The following is a 22,089-nucleotide window of genomic DNA, read 5'->3' as shown; positions in this document are numbered from 1 at the left end:
AATCTCTATTTTTCTACGCTAAAAAAAAAATGCCTAGCTCACGCTTTTATCCTTTAACAGCGTGAGCCAGCATCTTTTCAAAGGTTTATTAAACTTCGACAGTGTCAATTTTGACCGTCCAATTAAATGGATCTTCTTTTTGTCCAAGCTGTATTCCAGTAATTTCATCATAAATGTCCTGGGATAGTTGGCCGATTTGATGATCGTTGATGACGATAGTATGACCATTCCAATTTAATTCGCCAACGGGAGATATAACGGCTGCCGTTCCTGCTCCAAAGACTTCTTCCAATTCACCGCGCTCATGGGCCGCATAGACTTCCTCAATGGAAATTCTAGCTTCACTTACTGGCACATTCCAATACTTTAATAGTTGAATAACCGAATCACGGGTTACACCAGGTAAAATGCTGCCATTTAATTTTGGTGTTACCACTTCACCATTAATCTTGAAGAAAATATTCATACTACCAACTTCTTCAACATACTTGTTTTCTTTTGCATCTAGCCAAAGGATTTGGGCAAACCCATTGGCATCTGCCTTTTCTTGTGCCTTCAAGCTGGCGGCATAATTTCCCGCGGTCTTTACATGCCCGACTCCACCAATTACGGCCCGGACGTACTGCTCTTCTACGTAAATTTTCACAGGACTTAATTGGTCGCCATAATAGGCTCCTGACGGAGAGAGGATAACGAGCAATTGATACTGGCGGGCAGGGCGGACTCCAAGGTAGGCTTCCGTTGCGATAATAAACGGGCGAATGTAAAGTGATTGCCCTTCACCTTCAGGAATCCAATCTTTTTCTGTAAAAATTAATTGTTTAATCGCTTTTAATAAAAAATCTTCATCAATTTGCGGAATGCATAACCTGTCGCATGATTCATTCAATCGGCTCATATTTTTTTCCGGACGGAAGAGCTGGATGGTACCATCTGCTTTTTTATAAGCCTTTAATCCTTCAAAGATGGCTTGTCCATAGTGAAAAACCATTGCTGCCGGATCAAGTGTTAATGGAGCGTAAGGGATGATTCGCGGATCATGCCAGCCGAGTTCAGCATGAAAATCCATAACAAACATATAATCGCTGTAATACTTACCGAAACCAAGTGAAGCCGAATCTGGCTTTACCTTTAATGCTTCTCTTTGAATAAATGCAATTTCTTGTTTCATTATCACACCTCTTATCCATTCTATTGTTTACCATTTTAATTATACACCAAAGAAATTCAAATCGTGTCTGAGACTCTCTGACGCTTTAGTATGATTAAGTCCATATTTCCGCAAATTTGGAACAGATTTCAATTTCCAGCCTCTTTATAATGACATAAGGGGGGAAAGAAAATGAAGTTATTTTTCAAAAAAGATTCTTATAAAGTCTATATTTATACCTGTTTCCTATCACAATTATTCTTTACCTTTATCTTTACTATGAACTTGTTATATCAAGTAGAAATCGTAAAGCTCGATCCACTGCAGCTAGTTTTAGTCGGAACGGTTTTGGAGGTATCCGTTTTCCTGTTTGAAATTCCAACGGGCATCGTTTCGGATTTGAAGAGTCGGAAACTATCTATCATGATTGGTTACTTTTTAATCGGAATTGGCTTTATCATAGAGGGCTTGTTTCCGTATTTTATGACGGTTATCGCTGCCCAGATTGTGTGGGGAATCGGTTATACCTTTACAAGCGGTTCGCAGCAAGCTTGGATTGCCGATGAAATGGGAGAAGAGCGTGCCTCTCTCGCTTTTATAGAAGGGGCGAAGGCGGGGAATCTTGGAAAAATTATTGCTATCCCGTTAAGTATGTTGACTGGATATTTTATGATTAATCTGCCTATCGTATTGGGTGGGATTGGTATGGCAGGACTTTCTGTCTTATTATTTTTCTTTATGAAGGAAGAGCATTTTAAGCCAGCGGACCGCGCAGAAAGAGTTTCTACATGGGAAAGTATTCGAGATAACATGAGTCGAATTATCACTTTTTCTAAAAATAGTTCCCTCATGAGAATCCTTTTTCTCATTGCTTTGTTTTTTGGGTTTTATAGTGAAGGCTTCGATCGGTTATGGATTTCTCATATTTTTGATGCTATCAATATAACCGAGGGAAAATTAGTGATGGTTGTTGGCGGAATTCAATTTATCGTAGTAGTTCTATCGTTTGCAGTACTCCAGTTTATTAGTAAGGGCTCGATCCATGAAAAATTAAAATCTATTTATTTTGCACTTTTTGCAGGAAGTATACTAATTATCAGCTCCTTAATAGGGTTTGCATTATCGAGTTATCTAGTTAGTTTACTAATCTTTTATATTGTAATCCAAGTTGTTAGGTATGTAATGCATCCGCTTGAGGAAATTTGGCTGAATCAAATGATACCGGATTCCTCGACACGTGCTACCTTCTTTTCCGTTAAAGGCCAAGTGGATGCGATTGGTCAAATTAGCGGCGGCCCGGTTATTGGTCTTATTGCCTTAAACTTCACGATCAAAACAGCTATTTTGGTTTGTTCCATCATTTTATCGCCTGTCCTATTTTTATATAGTCGAATTTTGAAAAAATAAGAGAGTGATGCGATTTCACTCTCTTTCTTTAATAGGAATGTGGATTTCCATATATATTTTTTCAAATTCCCAGTAGTGGCAGTGTTCATCATAGTATTCAAAATCGTAAACCGCTTCATCCACTTCATAAGGGGATTGCGGTAGCCAATCCTCTAAAATATACCTCCATGTTCCTTTAATGGCTGGAACAAACTGGTCTACACCAACAAGGGGAGTCCTAAAGATGGCATACGTTGCAGCTGGAATAAGCAAATGGATCAGCTCGTCCGGTAGCTGCACATCCTCATCAAAATCAACTGCAAATAAATAGGTAAATCGATCTTCATGTTCAGGCCTGCTTAAATTGATGCAATATTCTCCATGCTTTTTGGGAGCTAATAATTGATAGAGCAATCTTTCCGTTGAACCATCTGTCAGCCCTTTTTGGTCCCAATAGGCAGGCAAATCTCGGGTATATGATACATTATCTATGACACTTTCAAATGCTTTACCAGCAACGGAAAAAGCTTGTCTAGTTACAATCTTAGGCTGCATCACAATGCCGCCAATATTTTTTTCGTGGAGGCTCATCAAGTCTAATTTTTGCGGCAGCGATCTTGGGCAATGTAGTTTATATAAGCTTGGCGGACTTCCAAAGCATCGCTTAAAGGCTTTGGTAAAACCAGAATGGGTATCAAAACCATAATCCAGAGCAATTTGAATGATCTTTTCTCCATGTACTAATTCATGCAAGGCAAACTGGAGTTTTCTTTTTAACACATAATCCATCACGGTATAACCAATATGCTTATGAAAAATCCGATAAAAATGATAGGGGGAGTACCCTGCCATTTCCGCTAATGTCAAAGGATCGATTTCCTCTTTTATATGGTCCTCAATATAATCAATGACTTGCTGTAAGATGGTTAATTGTTGAATAGGAATCACCTCTGGTTTAATCATTAACGATTCGCGGTGATTTGTAAATTGGATAGGGAAAAAAAGCTGTCGCTTACAACCTGGTAAGGACAGCTTTTTAAACTCGGATTATTATTCTTCTTCTTCGTAAGCTTCCGTTGTTGTATCCCGGCACTCCCAGCATTCAGCCCTATTCCTCTCCATGATTGACAGTTCCATTCCACAAGAAATGCAATAATCCATAACTAATATGCCCCTTTCCAGTGAAAATGTTATTTAACATATTAGCTATATATATTCAATGATATTAAATAATATTTCTCTTTAGGCTTGTCAAAGAACATTCATCATCACTTATTGCTAATTTTTACTTAATAGATGAAGAGGAGTCCGTTAAGCTCCTTAACACTTTTCTGTATTGCTTTACATTGTTGATCTTGCCTATAAAGCTATTCTTTCTTTTGCTATCAGAGGAAATAAACATGATAGCAAGGTTAGGAAAAAATTTTTTTGTTCGAAAACGGAGATCCTTCCAGTAGACCAAATATCCGTTTTTTCTAACAACAACAAATGGATAAGCGAAAGTTGTACCGGAAAGAAAATCGGAAACGCACTTGTTATTTGTACTGTCTGATACCAATGCGGGAAAGTCGATTTTTTTAGAAAGAGTATGTTCAATGGCGAGCCTATTAACTGAATAGACGCCAAATAAGAAATCCGCATCTGTTTCGATGATAATATTCCATTTAAATAGGGCTAAACTCGGAATTAATTTAATACGGACTGCCCTAATAAAGTGTTCCTGTAAATGTTTTTTTGCTGCTGCAGTGGAAAAAGTTCTTAGCGCAAGATACAGAAAAATAAATACATAAATGATCAAAAAGGTTATTCCTGCCTGATAAAATAAGAGCAAAACAAACCCTAAAAAATGGAGCAATAAAATTGGAGGATCCATTAAAGGGATTGAATCAAAGGCAATCCATTTTCGGGAAAAAGGCTTCAGGATTTGCGTGCCGTGCATATTGAATAAATCAAAAAGCACATGTAGAAGCACCGCCAAAAATGTCCATAAAAATAAATGGAGAAATCCAGTGCCAGCAAAGAATGGGTATAGCAGGCCTGAAACAATGATACCCCATAAAGGAAGAGCAGGAAGTGAGTGGGACAGGCCTCTGTGATTTCTGAAATAGCTTCCCTTTCCCTTCAGACGATAAAGAACGTCAAAATCAGGTGCATTGGAACCAATCACTGCACCTAAAACGACAGCTTGTGTTAAGGTAGCACTGTCGGCAACAATTGGATCAATTTGAGCCAGCGCACCAATGCCTAAGCCCATCAAAACATGAGAAAACGTATCCACTCGATCACTCCTTAAGTTTACTGATTGTTACACCTTCTCAAAGCCATAATCAAGCGTATTTTTGTATGTTTGGTTCCTCGACAATGCTCCTATAATGCCAAAGTAAATGGGCAAAAATCTTATCCCAGCTTTGTGTCAAGGCATAATTTCTTCCCTCTATCCCAAATGTACTTCGCAGAATGTCATTTTCTAAAAGCTTCAAAATAGCGTTTACGAACTCCGCTTCATTGCCCGTTTCACACAAATAGCCTGTTACCCCTGACTTAATAATATTTTTTACACCACCGGAATTTGCGGTTATAACGGGTGTACCACTTGCCAGGGCTTCAATCACGACATTTCCAAAGGTTTCAGTAGGAGAAGGAAATACAAATAAGTCTGATGCCGAGTAGATTTCTGCTAGCCGTTCTCCTGTTAAGTATCCGGTAAAGGTCATGTTAGAGGGCGCTTCTTTTTGAAGTTCTTTCCTTAGTGGACCGTCCCCAACAACATACCATTGAATTTGTTCATTCAGATCTGCCGGCATTGCTTTAGCAACAGCCAGGAGTGTTTCCACATCTTTTTCTGGCGCTAATCGGCCCACATAGGTAAGAAGGTACTTTTTTGAAATTCCTAATTCCTCACGAATAGCCTGTTTTTCGTAAAAAGGGTGAAAAAGCTGGCAATCCACACCGCCTGGCCAAATTTCTAAGTGAGCAAATCCGTGACGTTTGAGCTGTATTAACGTTTCACTAGAAGGGACGAATAATTTCTTAAAGGGTTTATGGAACCATTTCATGTATTTCCAAACGATTTTTGAAAGAAATTGAAGGTCATAGAATCGTAAGTAATAATCAAAGTCGGTGTGATAGGAACCGACGAGTGGTAAATTCAATTTTTTAGAAAGATAAACGCCGCAAAGTCCCATATTGAAGGGTGTAGCGACATGGATAATATCTGGGGAGAACTTTTCTAATTCAGATTTGATCCGGAAAAGGTTGGGAAAAGCCAGGCGGCATTCAGGATATAAGAAAAAAGAAAAGCTTTTAAAACGGCGAATATGTGAAGAAACATATTCATTGGAAAGAGAATCCGGTGCAAAGACTTTATAGGTGATGTTTTGGCTTTCTAAGTAGTTGGTAAAATGTTTAAGTGTCCGCGCAACCCCATTGATGTCTGGATGGAAGGTATCAGTGAAAATTGCAATTCTCATAAACTACTCCCCCACAAAAATGTAGAAAACACACAAAAGGCCATCAAAGGACCCTTAATCGTCATTTTCATCTACTCCTTCCAAGTAATCGAGTCCCCTTTATTGTATTAGATAGAGGGGACTATTCTTCTTGAGATACTGTTAATTAATTGTAAAGATTCTGTATATTCAAGTTAGGAATACATTGTTAAGAATTTTTTGATTTTTTGTAAAACTATTGTGCTGCCCGATTGTTTTTCTTTTTTTTATGTTATAAAAGTATTGTCACCAGTAGTTCGTTGGATTTCTAAAAATTAAAAACTCCTGAAAAAGGAAGGTGTTGTTAACCTTGTTAAAATCCACCGCTTGGCAGCATGATAATGGTTTGAATCCATTCAATCCAATGGTGAAATACCTCGGAACTCAAAGAGTAAAAAATGTGATCCTCCTCATTGGCGATGGAATGGGATTTTCTTATACTACTGGACTGCGTTATTTTAATCATGATTCTAATAAAGGGATAATGAACCCGACCATATTTGATCAATACTTTGTCGGTACCCAATCAACCTATTCATTAGATACAGAAAGTAATATTACCGATTCGGCAGCAGCAGGAACCGCTTTATCCACGGGTTATAAAACCTTTAATGGAGCCCTTGGTCTAAACATTGATAAACAAACCGTACCGACCGTTTTAGAATATGCCAAATTTCGAGGCAAATCGACGGGGCTTGTTGGAACAAGTCAGGTCAATCACGCCACTTTAGCAGCGTTTGCGGCGCATATAGAATCAAGAGAGCAATATGATCAAATTGCCGATGATTATTTGGATGAACGTATTGAGGGGAAACAGAAAATCGATGTGATACTGGGGGGAGGCACTTCTTATTTCGATCGAAAAGATCGAAATTTAATAGAAGAGTTTGTTAGAAATGATTTTGGTTATGTCACCACTTTACAAGAGCTTGTAACGAACAATAACGAGATGCTGCTGGGCTTATTCGCCCCCATTGAACTGCCAAAACAGATTGATCGCGGGCAGACTGTTCCATCGCTTGCCCAAATGACGAAAGCCGCCCTTGAACGCTTGCAGCAAAATCCCAACGGTTTTTTTCTTTTAGTTGAGGGAAGCCAAATAGATTGGGCGGGACATGACAATGATATCGTAGGGGCAATGAGCGAGGTTAAAGACTTTGAGGCTGCTTTTAAAGAAGCGGTAAAGTTTGCAGTAAATCGGGAAGATACGATTGTGATTGCGACGGCTGATCACTCAACAGGAGGGATGAGCATCGATCGGAATGATAACTATAGGTGGAATCCAAGTGTCATAAAATCAATTACCTCCACACCGTTTGTGATTGCCACACGATTGCATGAAACAATGGATATGGAGACATTAAAGTATCATATGCACTTTCCCCTTCATGATGCAGACTTGGAAATCATAAAATCAACGTTAGAAATGGAAGTGGAAGATACCAAGGAAGCACTTATTAATGTTATTAATCACTATTCCAGCACGGGCTGGACAACAAAAGGACATACGGGAGAGGATGTTCCCATTTATGCCTATGGTCTAAATAGACATTTATTTAGCGGCAGAATGGAGAATAGTGATATTGCGAATATTCTGTTTCAAATTATGGATTAATCAAGTGAATATAGAGGGGGCTGGTTTAATTGAATTTTATTCACGAGCCTTTTAAAGATAAAAAGCTGTCACCTGTGCCTTCGATCCACTTAAGCAGTCAAATCATCAATAGTTACGCAGGGGATTGGACATCGTTTGGTCCAAATAATGTGATCATTGAATCTAAAATTGAGGATTACACATATACAATGGATGATGTAACCATTAACTATGCGGAAATAGGAAAGTATTGTTCAATTGCCTCTCATGTCTGCATTAACCCTGTTCATCATCCAATAGACCGTGTAACCCAGCATCACATGACTTATCGTCGAATAGCTTATGGATTCGCTGAGACGGATGATGAGGAAATATTTAACGGGCGCCGGTTAAATCGTGTGAAAATTGGCCATGATGTATGGATTGGTCACGGGGCGATTATCATGAAGGGTGTCAAGGTCGGAACAGGTGCCGTCATTGCTGCAGGAGCAGTCGTTACAAAAGACGTCGAGCCTTACACCATCGTTGCCGGAGTTCCTGCAAAACCGATTAAGGAACGTTTCTCTAGGGAGATTGCCGATAAATTACAGCGAATTGCCTGGTGGAATTGGCCGCGTGATATGATGGAAAAACTCTTTAATGATCTCAATGATGTTGAAGCCTTTCTCGAAAAATATGGGCAGTAAAATAGATAACTTGGCTGAAGGCGGTGTATCCAAAAAGGGTAGACCGCTATCGGTCTACCCATATCGATTTCATTAGATTTTTTCGCTCATAAACGATTTAGTAAACATGCTCAAGTGGTTTAGCCGACGTTTCTAGCACTTCTTTTATAATGTTAACACCATTCTTTATGTGTTCTTCTGAAATCGTTAACGGGGGCAAAAGTCGAATCACCTTATCCCCAGCCGGCAATGCGAGAAGCCCCATATTTCGAAGCTCGCTTAACACTGTCGTTACAGAAAACTTGCATTCAATCCCAGCCATCATTCCAATACCTCTGATATTCTCAATCATGCTCAAGTGATGGAGCTGATTTCGAAGCTGCTCAAAGAAATACTCACTTTTATCTACAACCTCAGCTAAGAAGTCCTCTTTAAAAATGGTATCCATCGTAGCAATAGATGCGGCTATCGAGAGCGGATTTCCTCCGAAGGTCGAGCCGTGGCTGCCCGCACCAAAATATTGTGCGAGATTTTCTTTCCCGAGACAAGCGCCGATCGGAAATCCACTTCCTAATCCTTTTGCAGTTGTAATGAGATCTGGGCCCAGGTCATAGTGCTGGAAGGCGAAGGGTTTCCCGGTACGGCCGATTCCTGTTTGGATTTCATCAATGATGAAAAGTGCATTATGCTGTTTACAAAGCTGCTCGACACCCTGTAAAAAATCTTTCTTTCCAACATGAATGCCGCCTTCACCCTGAACAACCTCAATCATAACGGCAGCAATATCTCTTCCTATTTCTCTTTTAACGGCTTCGATATCATTATAGGAAACATAGACAAATGTTTCGAGCATTGGCCCAAACCCATACTTTATTTTATCCTGTCCTGTTGCTGACATTGTCGCAAAGGTACGGCCGTGAAAGGAGCTATTAAAGGTAATAATTTTCGATTTTCCTGTTGCTTTACGTGCAAGCTTAATGGCTGCTTCGTTTGCCTCGGCACCACTATTGGCAAAGAAAACCCGATCCAACCCGGAAGCTTCTGCCAGCATTTTTGCAGCTGTCTCTTGGCTGCTGCTTTGAAATAAATTCGATATGTGCCAAAATTGATTTAGTTGCTTAAGGACGGCATCCTCTACATTTTTTGGACGGTGTCCAAGATTACAAACCCCAATTCCTGAAGTAAAATCAAGATAACTGTTTCCATTTTTATCTATCAACATACTGCCGCCGGCAATTTCAGGTTCAACTTCCCAGCGAGTATAAGTAGGGAATAAGTGACTCATTTTGTGATTGCCTCCTTATGATAAATCCTCGTACCGTTCCATTTTCCATTTTCATAAAATGGTTTTTTACCAGAAACAATCATGACGCTATTCACGCCTGTTTCAACAGCATTCAGCGCTGATTGAACTTTCGGAATCATCCCGCCGTGAATTTCACCATTTGAAATATAAGTATCGACCTCTTGTTTTGAAAGGCTGCTTGTGATCGAGCCCTTAATCATTACTCCATTCACATCGGTAACAAATAGGCATTGTTCAGCATGAAGGGCTTTTGCTACTTCTGCTGCCGCATAGTCGGCATTAATATTTAGTTTTTTGCCGTCTTCCGTAATTCCTATCGGGGTAATGACAGGAATGTAGTTGCCATTAATGGCTAAATACAAGATCTGTGGATTTACCTTGCGGATTTCTCCAACAAACCCAAGCTCTTCAAGATTTATATAATCTGCTTGTAAACAATAACCATCGCTTCCATTGATCCCGACTGCAGAGAGATTGTGGTGCTGAAGCATTTCCACAAGCTTTCTGTTCGTATAGCCTGATAAAACCATTTCTGCAATCTTTAATGTCCGTTCATCTGTTTTACGGAGTCCATTTTCAAATTGTGGTTTTACATTAAATAATTCGAGCATTCCATTAATATCAGGACCACCGCCATGAACAAAGACGAGATTATAACCAAGATTCTTTAATTCGCTAAGACTTGTGAAAAAAGAAGGAGTTAATTCGTCCAGAACACTGCCACCGCATTTGATAACAATATATTTCATCTTAGTTTCACCAATCCTTACGTACGGTAGCTGGCATTGATTTTGACATAGTCATAGGAAAGGTCACAGCCCCATGCCTTGCCGATTCCTTTACCCACATGCAGATCAACCAATATTTTAATAATTGGCTGATTTAAATAATCCTGCGCTTCGTCCTCTGAAAACATACATGGTACACTATTTTTCAGCATCTGAATCGGGCCGATGGCAATATCGACTGTATAAGGATTAATCGCAGCTTTTGTCTGTCCAATCGCGCCAATGATGCGTCCCCAGTTGGCATCTGCTCCAAAAATGGCAGTTTTGACTAAATTGGACCCAACAATTTGTTTGGCAATGAATCTTGCTTCCTCAGGATCCCTTGCCCCTAAAACCTCAACTTCCACTAACTTTGTAGCTCCCTCACCATCCATGGCGATTTGCTTGGCTAAATTTTCACTAGCCATTGTTAAGAGTTCTACAAATGTTTCCCATTCAGGGTGTTCAGGAGTTAACGGGTCATTCTTTGCCAGCCCATTGGCCATCACGAGAACCATATCGTTAGTAGAGGTATCTCCATCAACGGTAATTTGGTTAAAGGTATGGTTGGTTACCCGTCTTAAGGCTGCTGATAAATGATCAGGCGAGATGACGGCATCCGTTGTTAAGAAACCTAGCATGGTAGCCATGTTCGGATGAATCATGCCCGAGCCTTTGGCCGCTCCGCCAATGGTAATCGTTCTGCCGTCGATGGTGCTTGAATAACCGCAGCTTTTCATTACGATATCGGTTGTGAGAATAGCAGTTTGAAAGTCTATTGCCTCACTGCTTTCATTGCCAGGTGATAATAATTGAATGCCTGTTTCAATTTTATCCATATCCAAATACTGACCAATGACACCTGTCGAGGCAACAGCCACATACGTTTCCTTCATGTTGAATTTTTCAGATGTTAAGGAGCGCATTTTTAATGCATCCTTGTAACCTCTAACCCCAGTACAAGCATTGGCACAGGCGCTATTTACCACAACAGCCTGCAAAATTCCTTCGCTTGCAATGCTTTCTCGAGTAACTAGTAAAGGAGCTGCTTGGAATTGGTTTGTCGTATATACTGCTGCAGCGGCAGCTGGGATTTCACTAATAATGACCCCTAAGTCTTTTTTGGCATAACGGAGGCCCGAATGGACCCCTGCTGCTGTAAAGCCTTGGGGTGATAAAATATTCCCATTCTCAATTTCAACGATTTTATCCTGTGACAATACTGGCATTCCAAAATCCTCCTTAAGGGTAAATGGGAACAAACTCTAATCCCGTTTTCTCATTTAATCCATTCATCAAATTGGCATTTTGAACCGCCTGCCCGGCAGCACCTTTCATGAGGTTATCGATTACGGAAACAATCGTTAACCTTCCTGTTCTCTCGTCAACATGCAGCCCAATGTCACAATAATTGGATCCCGATACCTCCTTTACAGATGGGAAATTTCCTTTCTGCCTAATCCTCACAAAAGGACTCCGCAAATACTGGTCCTTATATAATTCAATGAGTCTATCAGTGCTCATATTTTCTGTTAGTTTTACATGGATAGTAGCCATGATTCCTCTGGTGATCGGCAGCAAATGCGTATTGAAAGTAATGGGTGAAACTTCGGCATTCCATAAGTTCAGTTGCTGCTCTATTTCGGGTATATGCTGATGTTCGTTTACCTTATAGATTCGGAAATTTTCATTAATTTCCGAGAATAGCAGGCTTTTAGCTACCGATCTTCCCGCTCCGGAAGCGCCAGATTTTGCATCGATGATGATGATATTGGGATCAATTAGTCCCGCTTTTACCACTGGTGCAAGACCCAAAAGAGTGGCAGTAGGGTAACAGCCGGGATTTGCAATTAATTTGGCACCAATAATTTTCTCTTTATTCCATTCGCTCAACCCATAAACTGCTTTTTCCACTAATCTGCTTTCGACTGGTTCGTGTTTATACCATTTCCTATACACTTCTCCATCGGTAAGGCGGAGGTCACCTGATAGGTCGATAATTTGTATGCCTGTCTCCATGAAGGCTGGAACCAGTTTACTCGATACACCTGATGGCGCGGCAATAAACACGATATTTGAATGTTTCGCGATTTCTTCCGTATCGATAGGCTCAAGTTTTAAGTTGGTAATTCCGTTCAGATGAGGAAACTCATCAGATAATGGAGTCTCATCCCTTGTCGTATGCACGGATTGTACCGTAAAGACAGGGTGGTGGTGTAATATACGAAAAAGTTCACCGCCGCCATATCCAGTAGTGCCAATTATAGATACCTTCATTACGATCCTCCTCGAACTGGTCAGACGCTTATGCTTAAATTTTTAAGAAATAAAATAGATCATGCCCAATGATAATTATTGCCCCAGCTTTCTCTTGCCAGTGCTTCCACTTCTTTAACAAGACTGTCTTCCACCATATAGGTGTCACCTTGTTCGAATGGGTTATAGTGATAGGCGTACATTCTCGATACAAATTCGTGGAATGGAAGAGATGCTTCTCCTTCGAGTTCATCAAATCCTGAAACACTTGCGATAATGCCTTGTCCCCAATTCTGCCCGCTATCGTTGTTAGGATTGTAAAAATAAATCCGGTGATTTCCGTTCGGATCCTTTTTAATTCTTTGAATGGATACTGCATGAAGGCCGAGTAAATCTCCATGCACGTTTGTGATGAAAATACCGACAGGATTAGGATAAATCAATTCATACCCTTCATTGTAATCAGGATGGTGGGTGGCATAGAATAACTTCACAAAAGCAGAGTAGTTTGTAACACCTAGTGTCAATTGATCAATCGCATTGATAAAACCTTTAGGAATCCACGCTCCGTAAAACTCCGGGTTTACCCACTTATGTCCGTCCTCTCCGCGAAGCAGCGTTCTTTTCATCATGTCGTTATAGATTTTATCAAGGTGTGGAACAAGAACCATTGATATCGGATCCAAATCCTGATTGATGGCTTCCGCTACTCCGCCAATAAGGAGGCTTGAATGAATGGACTCTCCTTCAAATGTCATATCAATATCATTGTCACGGGCTGCCCGAGCAATATATTCTAACAGCTGACCAATTCCATGCTGGCTCCAGAGGGAAATAGCTCTTGCTGACTGGCAAGTAGGATTATTTCCTTGCCCGACACCAAGAGGCTGACCGAGAATGTTGATAACTCCGGCAATAAGAAGACCGTTTAGGCTGATGGCGCTTTGTTCATTTTTAAATTTTGTAAGTGCTTGTCGTACTTGAGCATGAATAGGGAGATCAAACAGGCGGCGAATGGCAGGAAGGACATGTTCCTGTGTCAGCACCCCCCGGTCAAGCATTCTTGCAAGTCCGTATACAGCTTGCCGTGTTTCAGGATAAATGGAGATCTGGATAATATCATGAATCAGTTGTTGATTGGCATTGAAACCTGCTATTCCTGTCTCTGATAAATCAAGGGCAGCCTGAATTTTATCCTGATTCTTCCGATTTAAGAATCGAAGGAGAACGGCATGATAGGGTGATACTAGACCTGTTTCTTTCATCGATTTTGCAAAAATTTCAGCTTCTGACAACAGGTCATCTTCATTGGCATTTTCTAGTCTGAGTCTATATTCTCTTTGATCTGCTGCATCTATACTTAAAGGTGTTGGAGCATCTGCTGCTTGTATATATTTTTCAAGAGATACTCTCGTTTCATCAGCAATACCGCTTTTAATTAATTGCTTAGACAAATTGATTATGTTTAAAATCCGGCCTGTCATAATAGGACGCTGGACAGACAAGCGGTCTAATTCCTGCACAATTTGATGACCGATTGCCCGAAAGGAAAGCTGCTGACCCAAGTATTCGAACAAGCCTTGCGCACGCATCATATGATCTTCTAAAATACGGCCTTCTTCTGTTTCCGGTGGAAACAAAAGATCGAGATTCAGGGCCATGACTTCATTTAAAAAGGCATTTGCTTCTTCTTTACTCAAGCCCTCATGTATGTGATTTCCTTTCGCAATAGCTAGCATTCTCATTTCACTTAACACTTCGATAATGGAATTGAAACCTTGTTTAGACCTTAATGAACCGCCAACTAGAGGGGCCTGCATTTTAGTTAGATCTTCCCATTGACCTCCAAGGAAGACACCAGCATGGTCAAACCGATGAGCATTTTCAAAGAGTACGCTCATTCCATCGGAGGAGCAAGAAAGTTCCATGGCTAATTGGTATACGTCTATTTGATATAGGCTTTTTGCAAATGGTTTAGCCTGCTCAAGCTTGTCCAATGCCTCTTCAAATTTCCCCTTTAAAGCTGATATGTGTTTACCCATTCTTTTTCTCTTTCCCGTTACTGTGCTCATCCATTTATTCACTCCTTCTTATTGGTAGAAATTATATTTCTCGTAATCTTGTAAAAGGAATCTCATTTCATCAGCATTTTCTCCAAAAAAGAAAATGGTTCCATAATGATTCCCAAATCCTACCCGTTCTGCCACTTTGGATGTAACAGGAATGAACATATTATGATTTACAAAGTAAGGATGGTCCTTGAGATTTTTAGGTATATTAAGCTTTTCAACGATTTTTACATTAGGATAAACCATAAGATTACCAGAATATCCTTTTGCGGAAACCACTTCCTCAGGGAAAAATGCCTGAATTTCTTCTTCGGTAGTATCTGGGTCGCAGCAAAGCACTTGACCTTGATATGGGCTGAATCCATATGCATTTTCAATATGTTCAAAAATATGACCGCCAGGAATACGGTTCGCTACCTCTCCAAAACTCAATACCCCATCTTGAGTGATGAAAAACTCAGGATGTATGAGGCCATTTTGGACTTCAAAGGCATCCACGAGTTTCTCAATCGCTTCCCTGATTTGTTGTCTCCATTTTTCAAGAGAAGGAGAAGCTGGTACGAAGTTGGAATGTCCTAACTTTACATATTCAGTAATATTGAGGAACCGTACTTTTCCATTTTGGATAAAGGCCTCACAAGAGAATTCCTGACCTTCCAGGTGGCTTTCCATTAGTAGAGGGAATTCTGAATCTTCAATATGGTCAATCTCCTCTAGTTTTCGAATCATGTAATGTCCGACCGTACCTGCTTTATCAAATGGTTTAACGTGAATAGGTGCATAGTCATCCTCATCTATATTGCATAGTGCTTCATTGATTCTTTTTAAGAAATAACGGATATCTTCTTTGCTGTTTGCTTCTTCAAAGACTCCAACACGGATTCCCGCAAGTTGTGCTTTACGCTTCATCAAGCCTTTGTCTCGGAGTAGCAGAGATTTATGGAAAAGGCGCGGGTCATTCCAGAACCTTGCATTCATGGCACCCGCCCACTCGACTGTTTCTTCGTAGATTGGTACTGCTACTTTTGTATTAAGATCCTTTAATTTTTCATAGAGTTCATCCGCATGTTTTTCTAAATTGCGGAATACCCATGGGACAAACTGAATGCCATGGGTGTCAGCAAAACTTTGAAATTCAGGTGGACCAACAACCACAAATGGTCGATTCATTTTGTCAATGGCTTCAATTGCTTGCAGGCTCCAGCCAAGTAATGCCGTTAATTTACCCTTGTTCTGTTTCATTTGAATTAACTCTCCCTATTTAGAAATATATAAAAGATCCTAACAGCCCTATAGTAGCAAAATTTGATATTACAATTTTCGGATTTACAAAAATAGTACAAATACTTCAAACCTGCTTAACAAAGGGTTTACATTTGTTTACTAAAATGGGAGAGACAACAGATTCGATGTTTTCATATTTCAATATTCGGGCAAAGGGGTATTTAGGATGAGCGACTGGTATACGAGATTGACTGATTATTTTCCAGAAAAAGAAATGAAATCTAAAATGCATTTTGAAATCCTTTTTCACGAAAAACAAGGAATCTATCAATTAGAGGAAAGCCAAGACCATGTACTAGTCTACTTCGAAAAGGCAGATTTTATCTTCATAGATTATATACTAGTGGCTCGAAACAACAGAGGAAATGGGAGAGGCCGTATGATCCTTGACCAGCTGAAACAAAAGGGGAAGGCAATCATACTGGAGGTTGAACCTGTTACTCTTAATGATCCCGACTCGGAAAAACGAATACGATTTTATGAAAAGAATGATTTCCTTAAGATGGAATCGATTGGTTATGAAAGAATCCATATGGTCACAGATGAGTTGAATAAAATGGATATATTTTGCTGGTCGCCAGTACATAGAACAGAACAATGGGTATTGGACCAAATGGAAGAAATTTATCAGGAGGTTCATGCTTTTAAAGCTAGGGAGCTTTATGGGTGTAATCCTCAGTCTGGTAATGAGGTCCTTTGGCTGAAAGAATTAGTAAATGTTAAGATTAGTTAATTGTCACTAATATGAGAAATAATATTTTTGAAACCAAATTCGGATTTGATTCAAGTGAATTTAGAAGTTTTAAGGATTGGATTGTTAAAATAAAGGAATTATCGGTTTTTACTTAAGTTGCCCCATGATAAAAGGCGAACAGTCAAGGCACTGTTTGCCTTTTACTATCGAGTCTGGTTAAAGAATAAACTCAAATATGGTACGCCTTAATTCTATTGCCCGCAATTCTCCTTAAAATTACAGCTGCCACATCTTTTTGAAGTGTTCATCTCAAAATGCTGTTTACCCAGTGGTTTATTTTTAGCAGGGTCATCTAAATATTGAAGCATGTGATAAATACTGTCATTCATTAATTGCTGAGCAGAAGAGATTTCAAACTCAGTTAATTTATATTCCAGGCTTTTACCTGACAGCAAATACTCATTGCGGAGCACGATATCCTTGATTGGAATATTGTGTTCTTTTGCTAGGAAAAGGGCATAGAAGGCTAGCTGTTTCCTGTCGTCCTCAGACTCTTTCCCCGTTTTCCAGTCGACCACAATCCATTTTTCCTGGCTCACGTCCTTATAAACAAAGTCCAGAACAACAAATACATCTACACCATTGACTTCAAACGTTTGAAAATCCTCAGAATGCAAGACATGCATCTCTAATTTAGTAAGGATATCTTGATAGGTTGTGCTGGTGAAAAAATTCTTCACGCACAATTTGAGCTTCGTTTTCGCTCCAGCAATCTCCTCGGAGCCTAGGCCATTTCCGTAATAAATTTCATGCAGCATTTGGTATCTCTTCGGTTTATTAAACCAATATTGCCGATACTTGGTTGAATCCAAATAAGCCTTGTTCAAGTTCTGAGTGACCAAGGAGATCATTTCATTTTCATTAAAAAGCTGCTTGCCATTAAGGAAATTTTTGAGTTGCCTATCAATGATTTTATGGATTTCATCTCCCAAAAGGATGGGGATATTTTTGATATTTTTCAAACGGTAAGCTGCTTTATTTTCCTCAGGGGACTTATATAACCAGCCATTATGGGATTCATAGTATTGATGGTAATACTTCCGAGCACACTCTAAGAATGTTTTATGCCTGGAATTTGACCACGAAAAATCAGGGAAATCACGATGGACGTACATGGTGGAAGTCTCCTCTATTTAATCAATTATTTTCTTTAATGGGTATATATTACAAAATTGGGATATTATAGTTATTTGTCTGATAAAATACTATAATTTAATAGTAATAGGTAAATTGTATTTTCTAATGGCACTGAAAATCAATTGGCATGTTTTGGGGGTGATGATGAAATTGAAAACAAGTATTACGATATTAATCATATTAGTAATTGGTATGGTGCTTGGAATATACGGTCATATTGAATACCAAAAGTTCCACCCGATCGGAGAATGGAACGTTTTTATACTAAAAAATAATCCAGCACCATATAAGTTTTGCCAGCGAACAGTGCCTGCCACTGTTCGTTTTTTTATCCCTGGTGCCACAACAAAAATCAATCTTCGATAAAATTCGAGTAAAATATGGTACTTTTTTACCGTATTTTTAATAAGTTTGTAATATTTGGTCAATTTAATTTATAATGGTATTAAAATTATATTTTAGTAGAAAGGGGTTTTGTGATGAAATTATATGTTTCCGTTGATATGGAAGGGATCACAGGGATGGTTGACCATACCCAAGTCGATTCTGGCAAGCATAACTATGAGCGCAGCCGCATTATTATGACCGATGAAACCAATCATGTCATTACTGCAGCCTTTGATGCAGGATGTCAGGAAGTAGTCGTCAATGACAGCCACTCGAAAATGAATAATCTATTAATTGAGAGACTCCACCCAGAGACCCAACTGATAACTGGTGATGTAAAGCCATTTTCCATGGTCCAAGGATTAGATAAATCCTTTGCGGGGGCGGCCTTTATTGGCTACCATGCCCGCGCAGCCTTAAAAGGGGTCATGTCCCACTCGATGATTTTTGGCGTTCGCAATATGTACATTAATGATGTAGCAGTAGGCGAACTAGGATTTAATGCCTATGTCGCGGGATATTATGATGTACCGCTGCTGATGGTAGCAGGTGATGACCGTGCCGCCTTTGAAGCAGAGCAATTGATTCCGGGTGTGACAACCGCAATCGTGAAAGAGTCCATTTCAAGGTCTGCCGTCAAATCGTTAACACCGGCAAAAGCGGGACAGCTTCTTCGTGAAAAAACGGCGATCGCACTAAAAAATAAAGATAAAGTGAAACCGCTTACTCCGCCAGACAGACCACTCCTAGCGATTGAATTTACCAACTATGGGGAAGCGGAATGGGCAAACTTAATGCCTGGCACAGAAATGGTCCCAGAAACGACCATTGTTCGTTTTCAAGCGAAAGATATTTTAGAAGCATACCAAGCAATGCTGGTAATGACGGAATTGGCGATGAGAACAACATTCTGTTAGGAAGTGGACAAGCATGAATACATATTACATTAAACGTATTGGAGCCATGATTATCACGTTATGGCTCATCATTACAGCAACCTTTTTCTTAATGCATTCAGTACCAGGTTCTCCTTTTAATGAGGAAAGAACAACGAATGAAGCGGTCCAAAAGAACCTTGAAGCCTATTACCATCTGGATCAACCGCTCTTAGTCCAATATGGAAATTACCTAACAGCCCTTGTGAAATTAGACCTCGGGCCGTCTATTAAAAAATCATCGCAGACCGTTAATGACATGCTGGGAAGAGGATTCCCAGTGTCCTTTGAACTTGGACTTTACACACTTTTAGTAGCTATTTTTTCAGGGATATTACTTGGCATTCTTGCTGCCCTTCGCCATAACGGCATCATCGACTATGTGGCGATGAGTATCGCGGTTCTTGGAATTTCCATTCCGAACTTTGTCATGGCGACTTTTTTGATTGAGGAACTGGCGGTAAGATTTCCGATCTTTCCAGTCGCTACCTGGTCGAGCCCGAAACATATGGTATTGCCGATTTTAGCCTTGGCAACAGGACCAATGGCGATTATCGCCCGCTTAACACGCACAAGTATGCTCGAAGTATTAACACAGGATTACATAAAAACAGCGAAAGCAAAGGGATTATCTCCTGTAAAAATCGTTTTCAAGCATGCGTTAAGAAATGCTTTATTGCCGGTCGTGACCGTATTGGGATCATTAGCGGCAAGTATCCTAACCGGTACATTTGTTATTGAAAAAATATTTGCGATTCCCGGGATGGGAAAATACTTTGTTGACAGTATCAATACCCGTGACTATCCCGTCATTATGGGAACAACCGTCTTTTATAGTGCCATTTTGATTCTCATGTTGTTGATCGTCGATCTTGCCTATGGGGTATTAGATCCTAGAATTAAACTGCACAAAAAGGAGGCGAAATAATGGAGCTGCGGAAACAGGAAAACAGAAATATTTCGCCAGAGGTTCCAGATGAATGGTTTGTTCCTAAGGTACGGAATCAAACGGACGCCGAAGCAGTCATCAGACCGAGTTTGTCATATTGGAAGGATTCTTGGCTCAGGCTTTTAAAAAATAAACTGGCAATGGCAGGATTAGTTTTCTTAGCCTTCCTAGCCTTATTGGCGATATTCGGACCGATGATTTCACCGCATTCGGTGGAAAAACAATCGTTAACCCTGCAGAATTTGCCTCCATCCAGTAAATATTGGTTTGGGACCGATGATTTAGGACGAGATGTGTTTACAAGAACCTGTTATGGTGCCCGAATCTCCTTATTTGTTGGTTTGATGGCAGCTCTAATCGACTTTATTGTTGGTGTAGTCTATGGAGGTTTTTCCGGATATAAAGGCGGCCGAATCGATAACCTGATGATGCGGTTTGTGGAAATCCTTTATGGCCTTCCATACTTACTAGTTGTCATTTTAGTCATGGTCGTGATTGGTCCGGGATTAACAACTATTATTCTAGCATTATCGATAACCGGCTGGGTGGGTATGGCCAGAATTGTCCGTGGTCAAGTTCTGCAAATTAAAAACTATGAATTCGTTCTAGCATCAAAAACATTTGGTACGAAAACGGCACGAATCATTCGGAAAAACCTGCTGCCAAATACGATGGGTCCGATCATTGTTCAAATGACGCTGACAATTCCATCTGCCATTTTTGCGGAAGCATTTTTAAGCTTCATCGGCCTTGGAATCCAAGCACCGCATGCAAGCTGGGGTGTCATGGCGAATGATGGTTTATCTACTATTCTCTCAGGCTACTGGTGGCGTTTGTTCTTTCCAACCTTGTTCATTTCATTAACCATGTTTGCGTTTAATGTTTTAGGTGATGGATTGCAGGATGCCCTAGATCCAAAGTTGAGGAGGTAACATCATGGAGAAAATTCTTCAAGTTAAGGATTTACAAGTATCCTTTTCAACCTATGGCGGCGAAGTAAATGCTGTCCGCGGTGTCAGTTTTGACCTTCATAAAGGTGAAACGTTAGCAATTGTAGGGGAATCGGGCTGTGGGAAAAGCGTGACTTCTCAAAGCATCATGAGGCTCATTCCTAGTCCTCCCGGCAGAATAACGGGCGGAGAAGTCCTTTTCAAAGGCACGGATTTAATTAAGTTAAAAGAACCGGAATTGCGGAAACTTCGAGGTTCTAATATTTCGATGATTTTCCAAGATCCCATGACCGCTTTAAATCCAACGCTTACGATTGGTGAGCAAATCATGGAAGGAATTATCCAACATGAAAAAATATCACGGGATCAGGCAAAGAAAGCGGCCATTGAGATGCTTAATCTTGTGGGAATTCCTAGCCCAGAGCAGCGGTTAAAACAATATCCGCATCAGTTTAGCGGCGGTATGAGGCAGCGAATTGTCATTGCCATGGCGCTTGTGTGTCAACCGGATGTATTAATTGCCGATGAACCGACAACCGCGCTCGATGTTACCATCCAAGCACAAATCTTGGAGTTATTTAGAGATATTCAAAAGAAAACAGGGGTATCGATTATTCTGATTACCCATGATTTGGGGGTAGTAGCACAGGTTGCTGACCGTGTTGCCGTCATGTATGCAGGGAAAATCGTGGAAGTAGGGACAAGGCGGGAAATCTTTTATCAATCGCAGCATCCATATACAGTGGGATTACTTCAATCTGTCCCACGGTTGGACATGGAAAAGGAAGATCTTGTTCCGATTCCAGGAACACCGCCGGATTTATTTTCCCCGCCAGTTGGATGTGCTTTTTCAGCACGTTGTCCCTATGCGATGGAAGTTTGTGATAAAGCCTATCCGTTTAAAACCCATCTGAGCAGCCATCATCAAGTAGACTGCTGGCTCCAGGACGAACGGGCTAAAAAATTGGTTTCAACATTTGTTTAAATATAAAAATTACTGAGGGGGAAAGTC

At 40.2% G+C, this 22,089-nt stretch carries 20 protein-coding genes; 9 read left to right on the top strand and 11 right to left on the bottom strand.

The window, feature by feature from the left end:
• Nucleotides 1-88: 88 nt before the first annotated feature.
• Entirely contained in the window at nucleotides 89-1,171 is a 1,083-nt protein-coding gene (locus ABES02_RS08090) for a branched-chain amino acid aminotransferase (protein ID WP_430132895.1), read from the bottom strand.
• 171 nt (nucleotides 1,172-1,342) lie between these two features.
• Between ABES02_RS08090 and ABES02_RS08085 the strand changes: the two genes are divergently transcribed.
• The gene (locus tag ABES02_RS08085) at nucleotides 1,343-2,557 is read left to right on the top strand and encodes an MFS transporter (RefSeq protein WP_430132893.1); all 1,215 of its coding nucleotides are present in this window, start codon (nucleotides 1,343-1,345) and stop codon (nucleotides 2,555-2,557) included.
• Nucleotides 2,558-2,572: 15 nt separating this feature from the next.
• Here ABES02_RS08085 and ABES02_RS08080 read toward each other — a convergent pair whose 3' ends face one another.
• The 3 genes from ABES02_RS08080 to ABES02_RS08070 form a co-directional block, all read right to left on the bottom strand.
• Complete coding sequence (locus ABES02_RS08080) at nucleotides 2,573-3,499, bottom strand: AraC family transcriptional regulator (RefSeq protein ID WP_430132891.1); 927 nt, start codon at nucleotides 3,497-3,499, stop codon at nucleotides 2,573-2,575.
• A 322-nt stretch (nucleotides 3,500-3,821) separates the two neighbouring features.
• Nucleotides 3,822-4,814: a metal-dependent hydrolase gene (locus tag ABES02_RS08075; RefSeq protein WP_430132889.1), complete on the bottom strand. Its 993-nt coding sequence runs from the start codon at nucleotides 4,812-4,814 to the stop codon at nucleotides 3,822-3,824.
• A 49-nt stretch (nucleotides 4,815-4,863) separates the two neighbouring features.
• Nucleotides 4,864-6,006, bottom strand: a complete 1,143-nt coding sequence (locus ABES02_RS08070; RefSeq protein WP_430132887.1) for a glycosyltransferase family 4 protein — start codon at nucleotides 6,004-6,006, stop codon at nucleotides 4,864-4,866.
• 328 nt (nucleotides 6,007-6,334) lie between these two features.
• Between ABES02_RS08070 and ABES02_RS08065 the strand changes: the two genes are divergently transcribed.
• Nucleotides 6,335-7,639: an alkaline phosphatase gene (locus tag ABES02_RS08065; protein WP_430132885.1), complete on the top strand. Its 1,305-nt coding sequence runs from the start codon at nucleotides 6,335-6,337 to the stop codon at nucleotides 7,637-7,639.
• A gap of 29 nt (nucleotides 7,640-7,668) precedes the next feature.
• Nucleotides 7,669-8,304: a DapH/DapD/GlmU-related protein gene (locus ABES02_RS08060; protein ID WP_430132883.1), complete on the top strand. Its 636-nt coding sequence runs from the start codon at nucleotides 7,669-7,671 to the stop codon at nucleotides 8,302-8,304.
• A gap of 97 nt (nucleotides 8,305-8,401) precedes the next feature.
• On the opposite strand, the gene ABES02_RS08055 is transcribed toward ABES02_RS08060, so the two are convergent.
• From ABES02_RS08055 to ABES02_RS08030, 6 genes are read right to left on the bottom strand one after another with little or no spacing between them, the layout of a single operon-like run.
• The gene (locus ABES02_RS08055) at nucleotides 8,402-9,568 is read right to left on the bottom strand and encodes an acetylornithine transaminase (RefSeq protein WP_430132881.1); all 1,167 of its coding nucleotides are present in this window, start codon (nucleotides 9,566-9,568) and stop codon (nucleotides 8,402-8,404) included.
• Nucleotides 9,565-10,338 (bottom strand): acetylglutamate kinase, encoded by a 774-nt coding sequence (gene argB, locus ABES02_RS08050; protein WP_430132879.1) that lies wholly within the window; start codon nucleotides 10,336-10,338, stop codon nucleotides 9,565-9,567. Before argB ends, ABES02_RS08055 begins: the two co-directional genes overlap by 4 nt.
• A gap of 17 nt (nucleotides 10,339-10,355) precedes the next feature.
• Nucleotides 10,356-11,585: a bifunctional ornithine acetyltransferase/N-acetylglutamate synthase gene (gene argJ, locus ABES02_RS08045; RefSeq protein ID WP_430132877.1), complete on the bottom strand. Its 1,230-nt coding sequence runs from the start codon at nucleotides 11,583-11,585 to the stop codon at nucleotides 10,356-10,358.
• Between the two features lie 13 nt (nucleotides 11,586-11,598).
• Entirely contained in the window at nucleotides 11,599-12,633 is a 1,035-nt protein-coding gene (argC, locus tag ABES02_RS08040; protein WP_430132875.1) for an N-acetyl-gamma-glutamyl-phosphate reductase, read from the bottom strand.
• Between the two features lie 59 nt (nucleotides 12,634-12,692).
• Nucleotides 12,693-14,684, bottom strand: a complete 1,992-nt coding sequence (locus ABES02_RS08035; protein WP_430132873.1) for a hypothetical protein — start codon at nucleotides 14,682-14,684, stop codon at nucleotides 12,693-12,695.
• A gap of 18 nt (nucleotides 14,685-14,702) precedes the next feature.
• Nucleotides 14,703-15,923: an ATP-grasp domain-containing protein gene (locus ABES02_RS08030; protein WP_430132871.1), complete on the bottom strand. Its 1,221-nt coding sequence runs from the start codon at nucleotides 15,921-15,923 to the stop codon at nucleotides 14,703-14,705.
• Nucleotides 15,924-16,131: 208 nt separating this feature from the next.
• Here ABES02_RS08030 and ABES02_RS08025 point away from each other — a divergent pair, with 208 nt between their 5' ends.
• Nucleotides 16,132-16,698, top strand: coding sequence for a GNAT family N-acetyltransferase (locus tag ABES02_RS08025; protein WP_430132869.1), 567 nt, complete (start codon nucleotides 16,132-16,134; stop codon nucleotides 16,696-16,698).
• Between the two features lie 212 nt (nucleotides 16,699-16,910).
• Here ABES02_RS08025 and ABES02_RS08020 read toward each other — a convergent pair whose 3' ends face one another.
• The gene (locus ABES02_RS08020; protein WP_430132867.1) at nucleotides 16,911-17,834 is read right to left on the bottom strand and encodes a PD-(D/E)XK nuclease family protein; all 924 of its coding nucleotides are present in this window, start codon (nucleotides 17,832-17,834) and stop codon (nucleotides 16,911-16,913) included.
• A gap of 166 nt (nucleotides 17,835-18,000) precedes the next feature.
• Between ABES02_RS08020 and ABES02_RS08015 the strand changes: the two genes are divergently transcribed.
• The 5 genes from ABES02_RS08015 to ABES02_RS07995 all read left to right on the top strand — a co-directional run bounded on the left by ABES02_RS08015 (nucleotide 18,001) and on the right by ABES02_RS07995 (nucleotide 22,062).
• A complete protein-coding gene (locus ABES02_RS08015) occupies nucleotides 18,001-18,222 on the top strand; it encodes a hypothetical protein (protein WP_430132865.1) in 222 nt (73 codons plus the stop codon).
• Nucleotides 18,223-18,335: 113 nt separating this feature from the next.
• Nucleotides 18,336-19,160: a M55 family metallopeptidase gene (locus ABES02_RS08010; protein WP_430132863.1), complete on the top strand. Its 825-nt coding sequence runs from the start codon at nucleotides 18,336-18,338 to the stop codon at nucleotides 19,158-19,160.
• 13 nt (nucleotides 19,161-19,173) lie between these two features.
• Nucleotides 19,174-20,106 carry an ABC transporter permease gene (locus tag ABES02_RS08005; protein WP_430132861.1) on the top strand — a complete coding sequence of 311 codons (933 nt, stop codon included), beginning with the start codon at nucleotides 19,174-19,176 and terminating at the stop codon, nucleotides 20,104-20,106.
• On the top strand, nucleotides 20,106-21,059 hold the full coding sequence (locus ABES02_RS08000; protein ID WP_430132859.1) for an ABC transporter permease: 954 nt from the start codon (nucleotides 20,106-20,108) through the stop codon (nucleotides 21,057-21,059). The genes ABES02_RS08005 and ABES02_RS08000 overlap by 1 nt, the downstream gene beginning before the upstream one ends.
• Before the next feature lie 4 nt (nucleotides 21,060-21,063).
• Nucleotides 21,064-22,062: an ABC transporter ATP-binding protein gene (locus tag ABES02_RS07995; RefSeq protein WP_430132857.1), complete on the top strand. Its 999-nt coding sequence runs from the start codon at nucleotides 21,064-21,066 to the stop codon at nucleotides 22,060-22,062.
• The last annotated feature ends 27 nt before the right edge of the window (nucleotides 22,063-22,089 follow it).

This window comes from Neobacillus pocheonensis (genome assembly GCF_050477905.1).
In the GTDB taxonomy this organism is placed as follows: domain Bacteria; phylum Bacillota; class Bacilli; order Bacillales; family Cytobacillaceae; genus Neobacillus; species Neobacillus pocheonensis_A.
The sequence above is the reverse complement of the archived record's forward strand: the minus strand, read 5'-3'. Positions and strand labels throughout refer to the sequence as shown.

What these genes read in the sequence shown, in the direction of transcription:
- ABES02_RS08090 (WP_430132895.1), bottom strand. Translation starts at nt 1,171, where the DNA reads ATGAAACAAGAAATTGCATTTATTCAAAGAGAAGCATTAAAGGTAAAG.
- ABES02_RS08085 (WP_430132893.1), top strand. Translation starts at nt 1,343, where the DNA reads ATGAAGTTATTTTTCAAAAAAGATTCTTATAAAGTCTATATTTATACC.
- ABES02_RS08080 (WP_430132891.1), bottom strand. Translation starts at nt 3,499, where the DNA reads ATGATTAAACCAGAGGTGATTCCTATTCAACAATTAACCATCTTACAG.
- ABES02_RS08070 (WP_430132887.1), bottom strand. Translation starts at nt 6,006, where the DNA reads ATGAGAATTGCAATTTTCACTGATACCTTCCATCCAGACATCAATGGG.
- ABES02_RS08055 (WP_430132881.1), bottom strand. Translation starts at nt 9,568, where the DNA reads ATGAGTCACTTATTCCCTACTTATACTCGCTGGGAAGTTGAACCTGAA.
- argB (WP_430132879.1), bottom strand. Translation starts at nt 10,338, where the DNA reads ATGAAATATATTGTTATCAAATGCGGTGGCAGTGTTCTGGACGAATTA.
- argJ (WP_430132877.1), bottom strand. Translation starts at nt 11,585, where the DNA reads ATGCCAGTATTGTCACAGGATAAAATCGTTGAAATTGAGAATGGGAAT.
- argC (WP_430132875.1), bottom strand. Translation starts at nt 12,633, where the DNA reads ATGAAGGTATCTATAATTGGCACTACTGGATATGGCGGCGGTGAACTT.
- ABES02_RS08035 (WP_430132873.1), bottom strand. Translation starts at nt 14,684, where the DNA reads ATGAGCACAGTAACGGGAAAGAGAAAAAGAATGGGTAAACACATATCA.
- ABES02_RS08030 (WP_430132871.1), bottom strand. Translation starts at nt 15,923, where the DNA reads ATGAAACAGAACAAGGGTAAATTAACGGCATTACTTGGCTGGAGCCTG.
- ABES02_RS08025 (WP_430132869.1), top strand. Translation starts at nt 16,132, where the DNA reads ATGAGCGACTGGTATACGAGATTGACTGATTATTTTCCAGAAAAAGAA.
- ABES02_RS08020 (WP_430132867.1), bottom strand. Translation starts at nt 17,834, where the DNA reads ATGTACGTCCATCGTGATTTCCCTGATTTTTCGTGGTCAAATTCCAGG.
- ABES02_RS08015 (WP_430132865.1), top strand. Translation starts at nt 18,001, where the DNA reads ATGAAATTGAAAACAAGTATTACGATATTAATCATATTAGTAATTGGT.
- ABES02_RS08010 (WP_430132863.1), top strand. Translation starts at nt 18,336, where the DNA reads ATGAAATTATATGTTTCCGTTGATATGGAAGGGATCACAGGGATGGTT.
- ABES02_RS08005 (WP_430132861.1), top strand. Translation starts at nt 19,174, where the DNA reads ATGAATACATATTACATTAAACGTATTGGAGCCATGATTATCACGTTA.
- ABES02_RS08000 (WP_430132859.1), top strand. Translation starts at nt 20,106, where the DNA reads ATGGAGCTGCGGAAACAGGAAAACAGAAATATTTCGCCAGAGGTTCCA.
- ABES02_RS07995 (WP_430132857.1), top strand. Translation starts at nt 21,064, where the DNA reads ATGGAGAAAATTCTTCAAGTTAAGGATTTACAAGTATCCTTTTCAACC.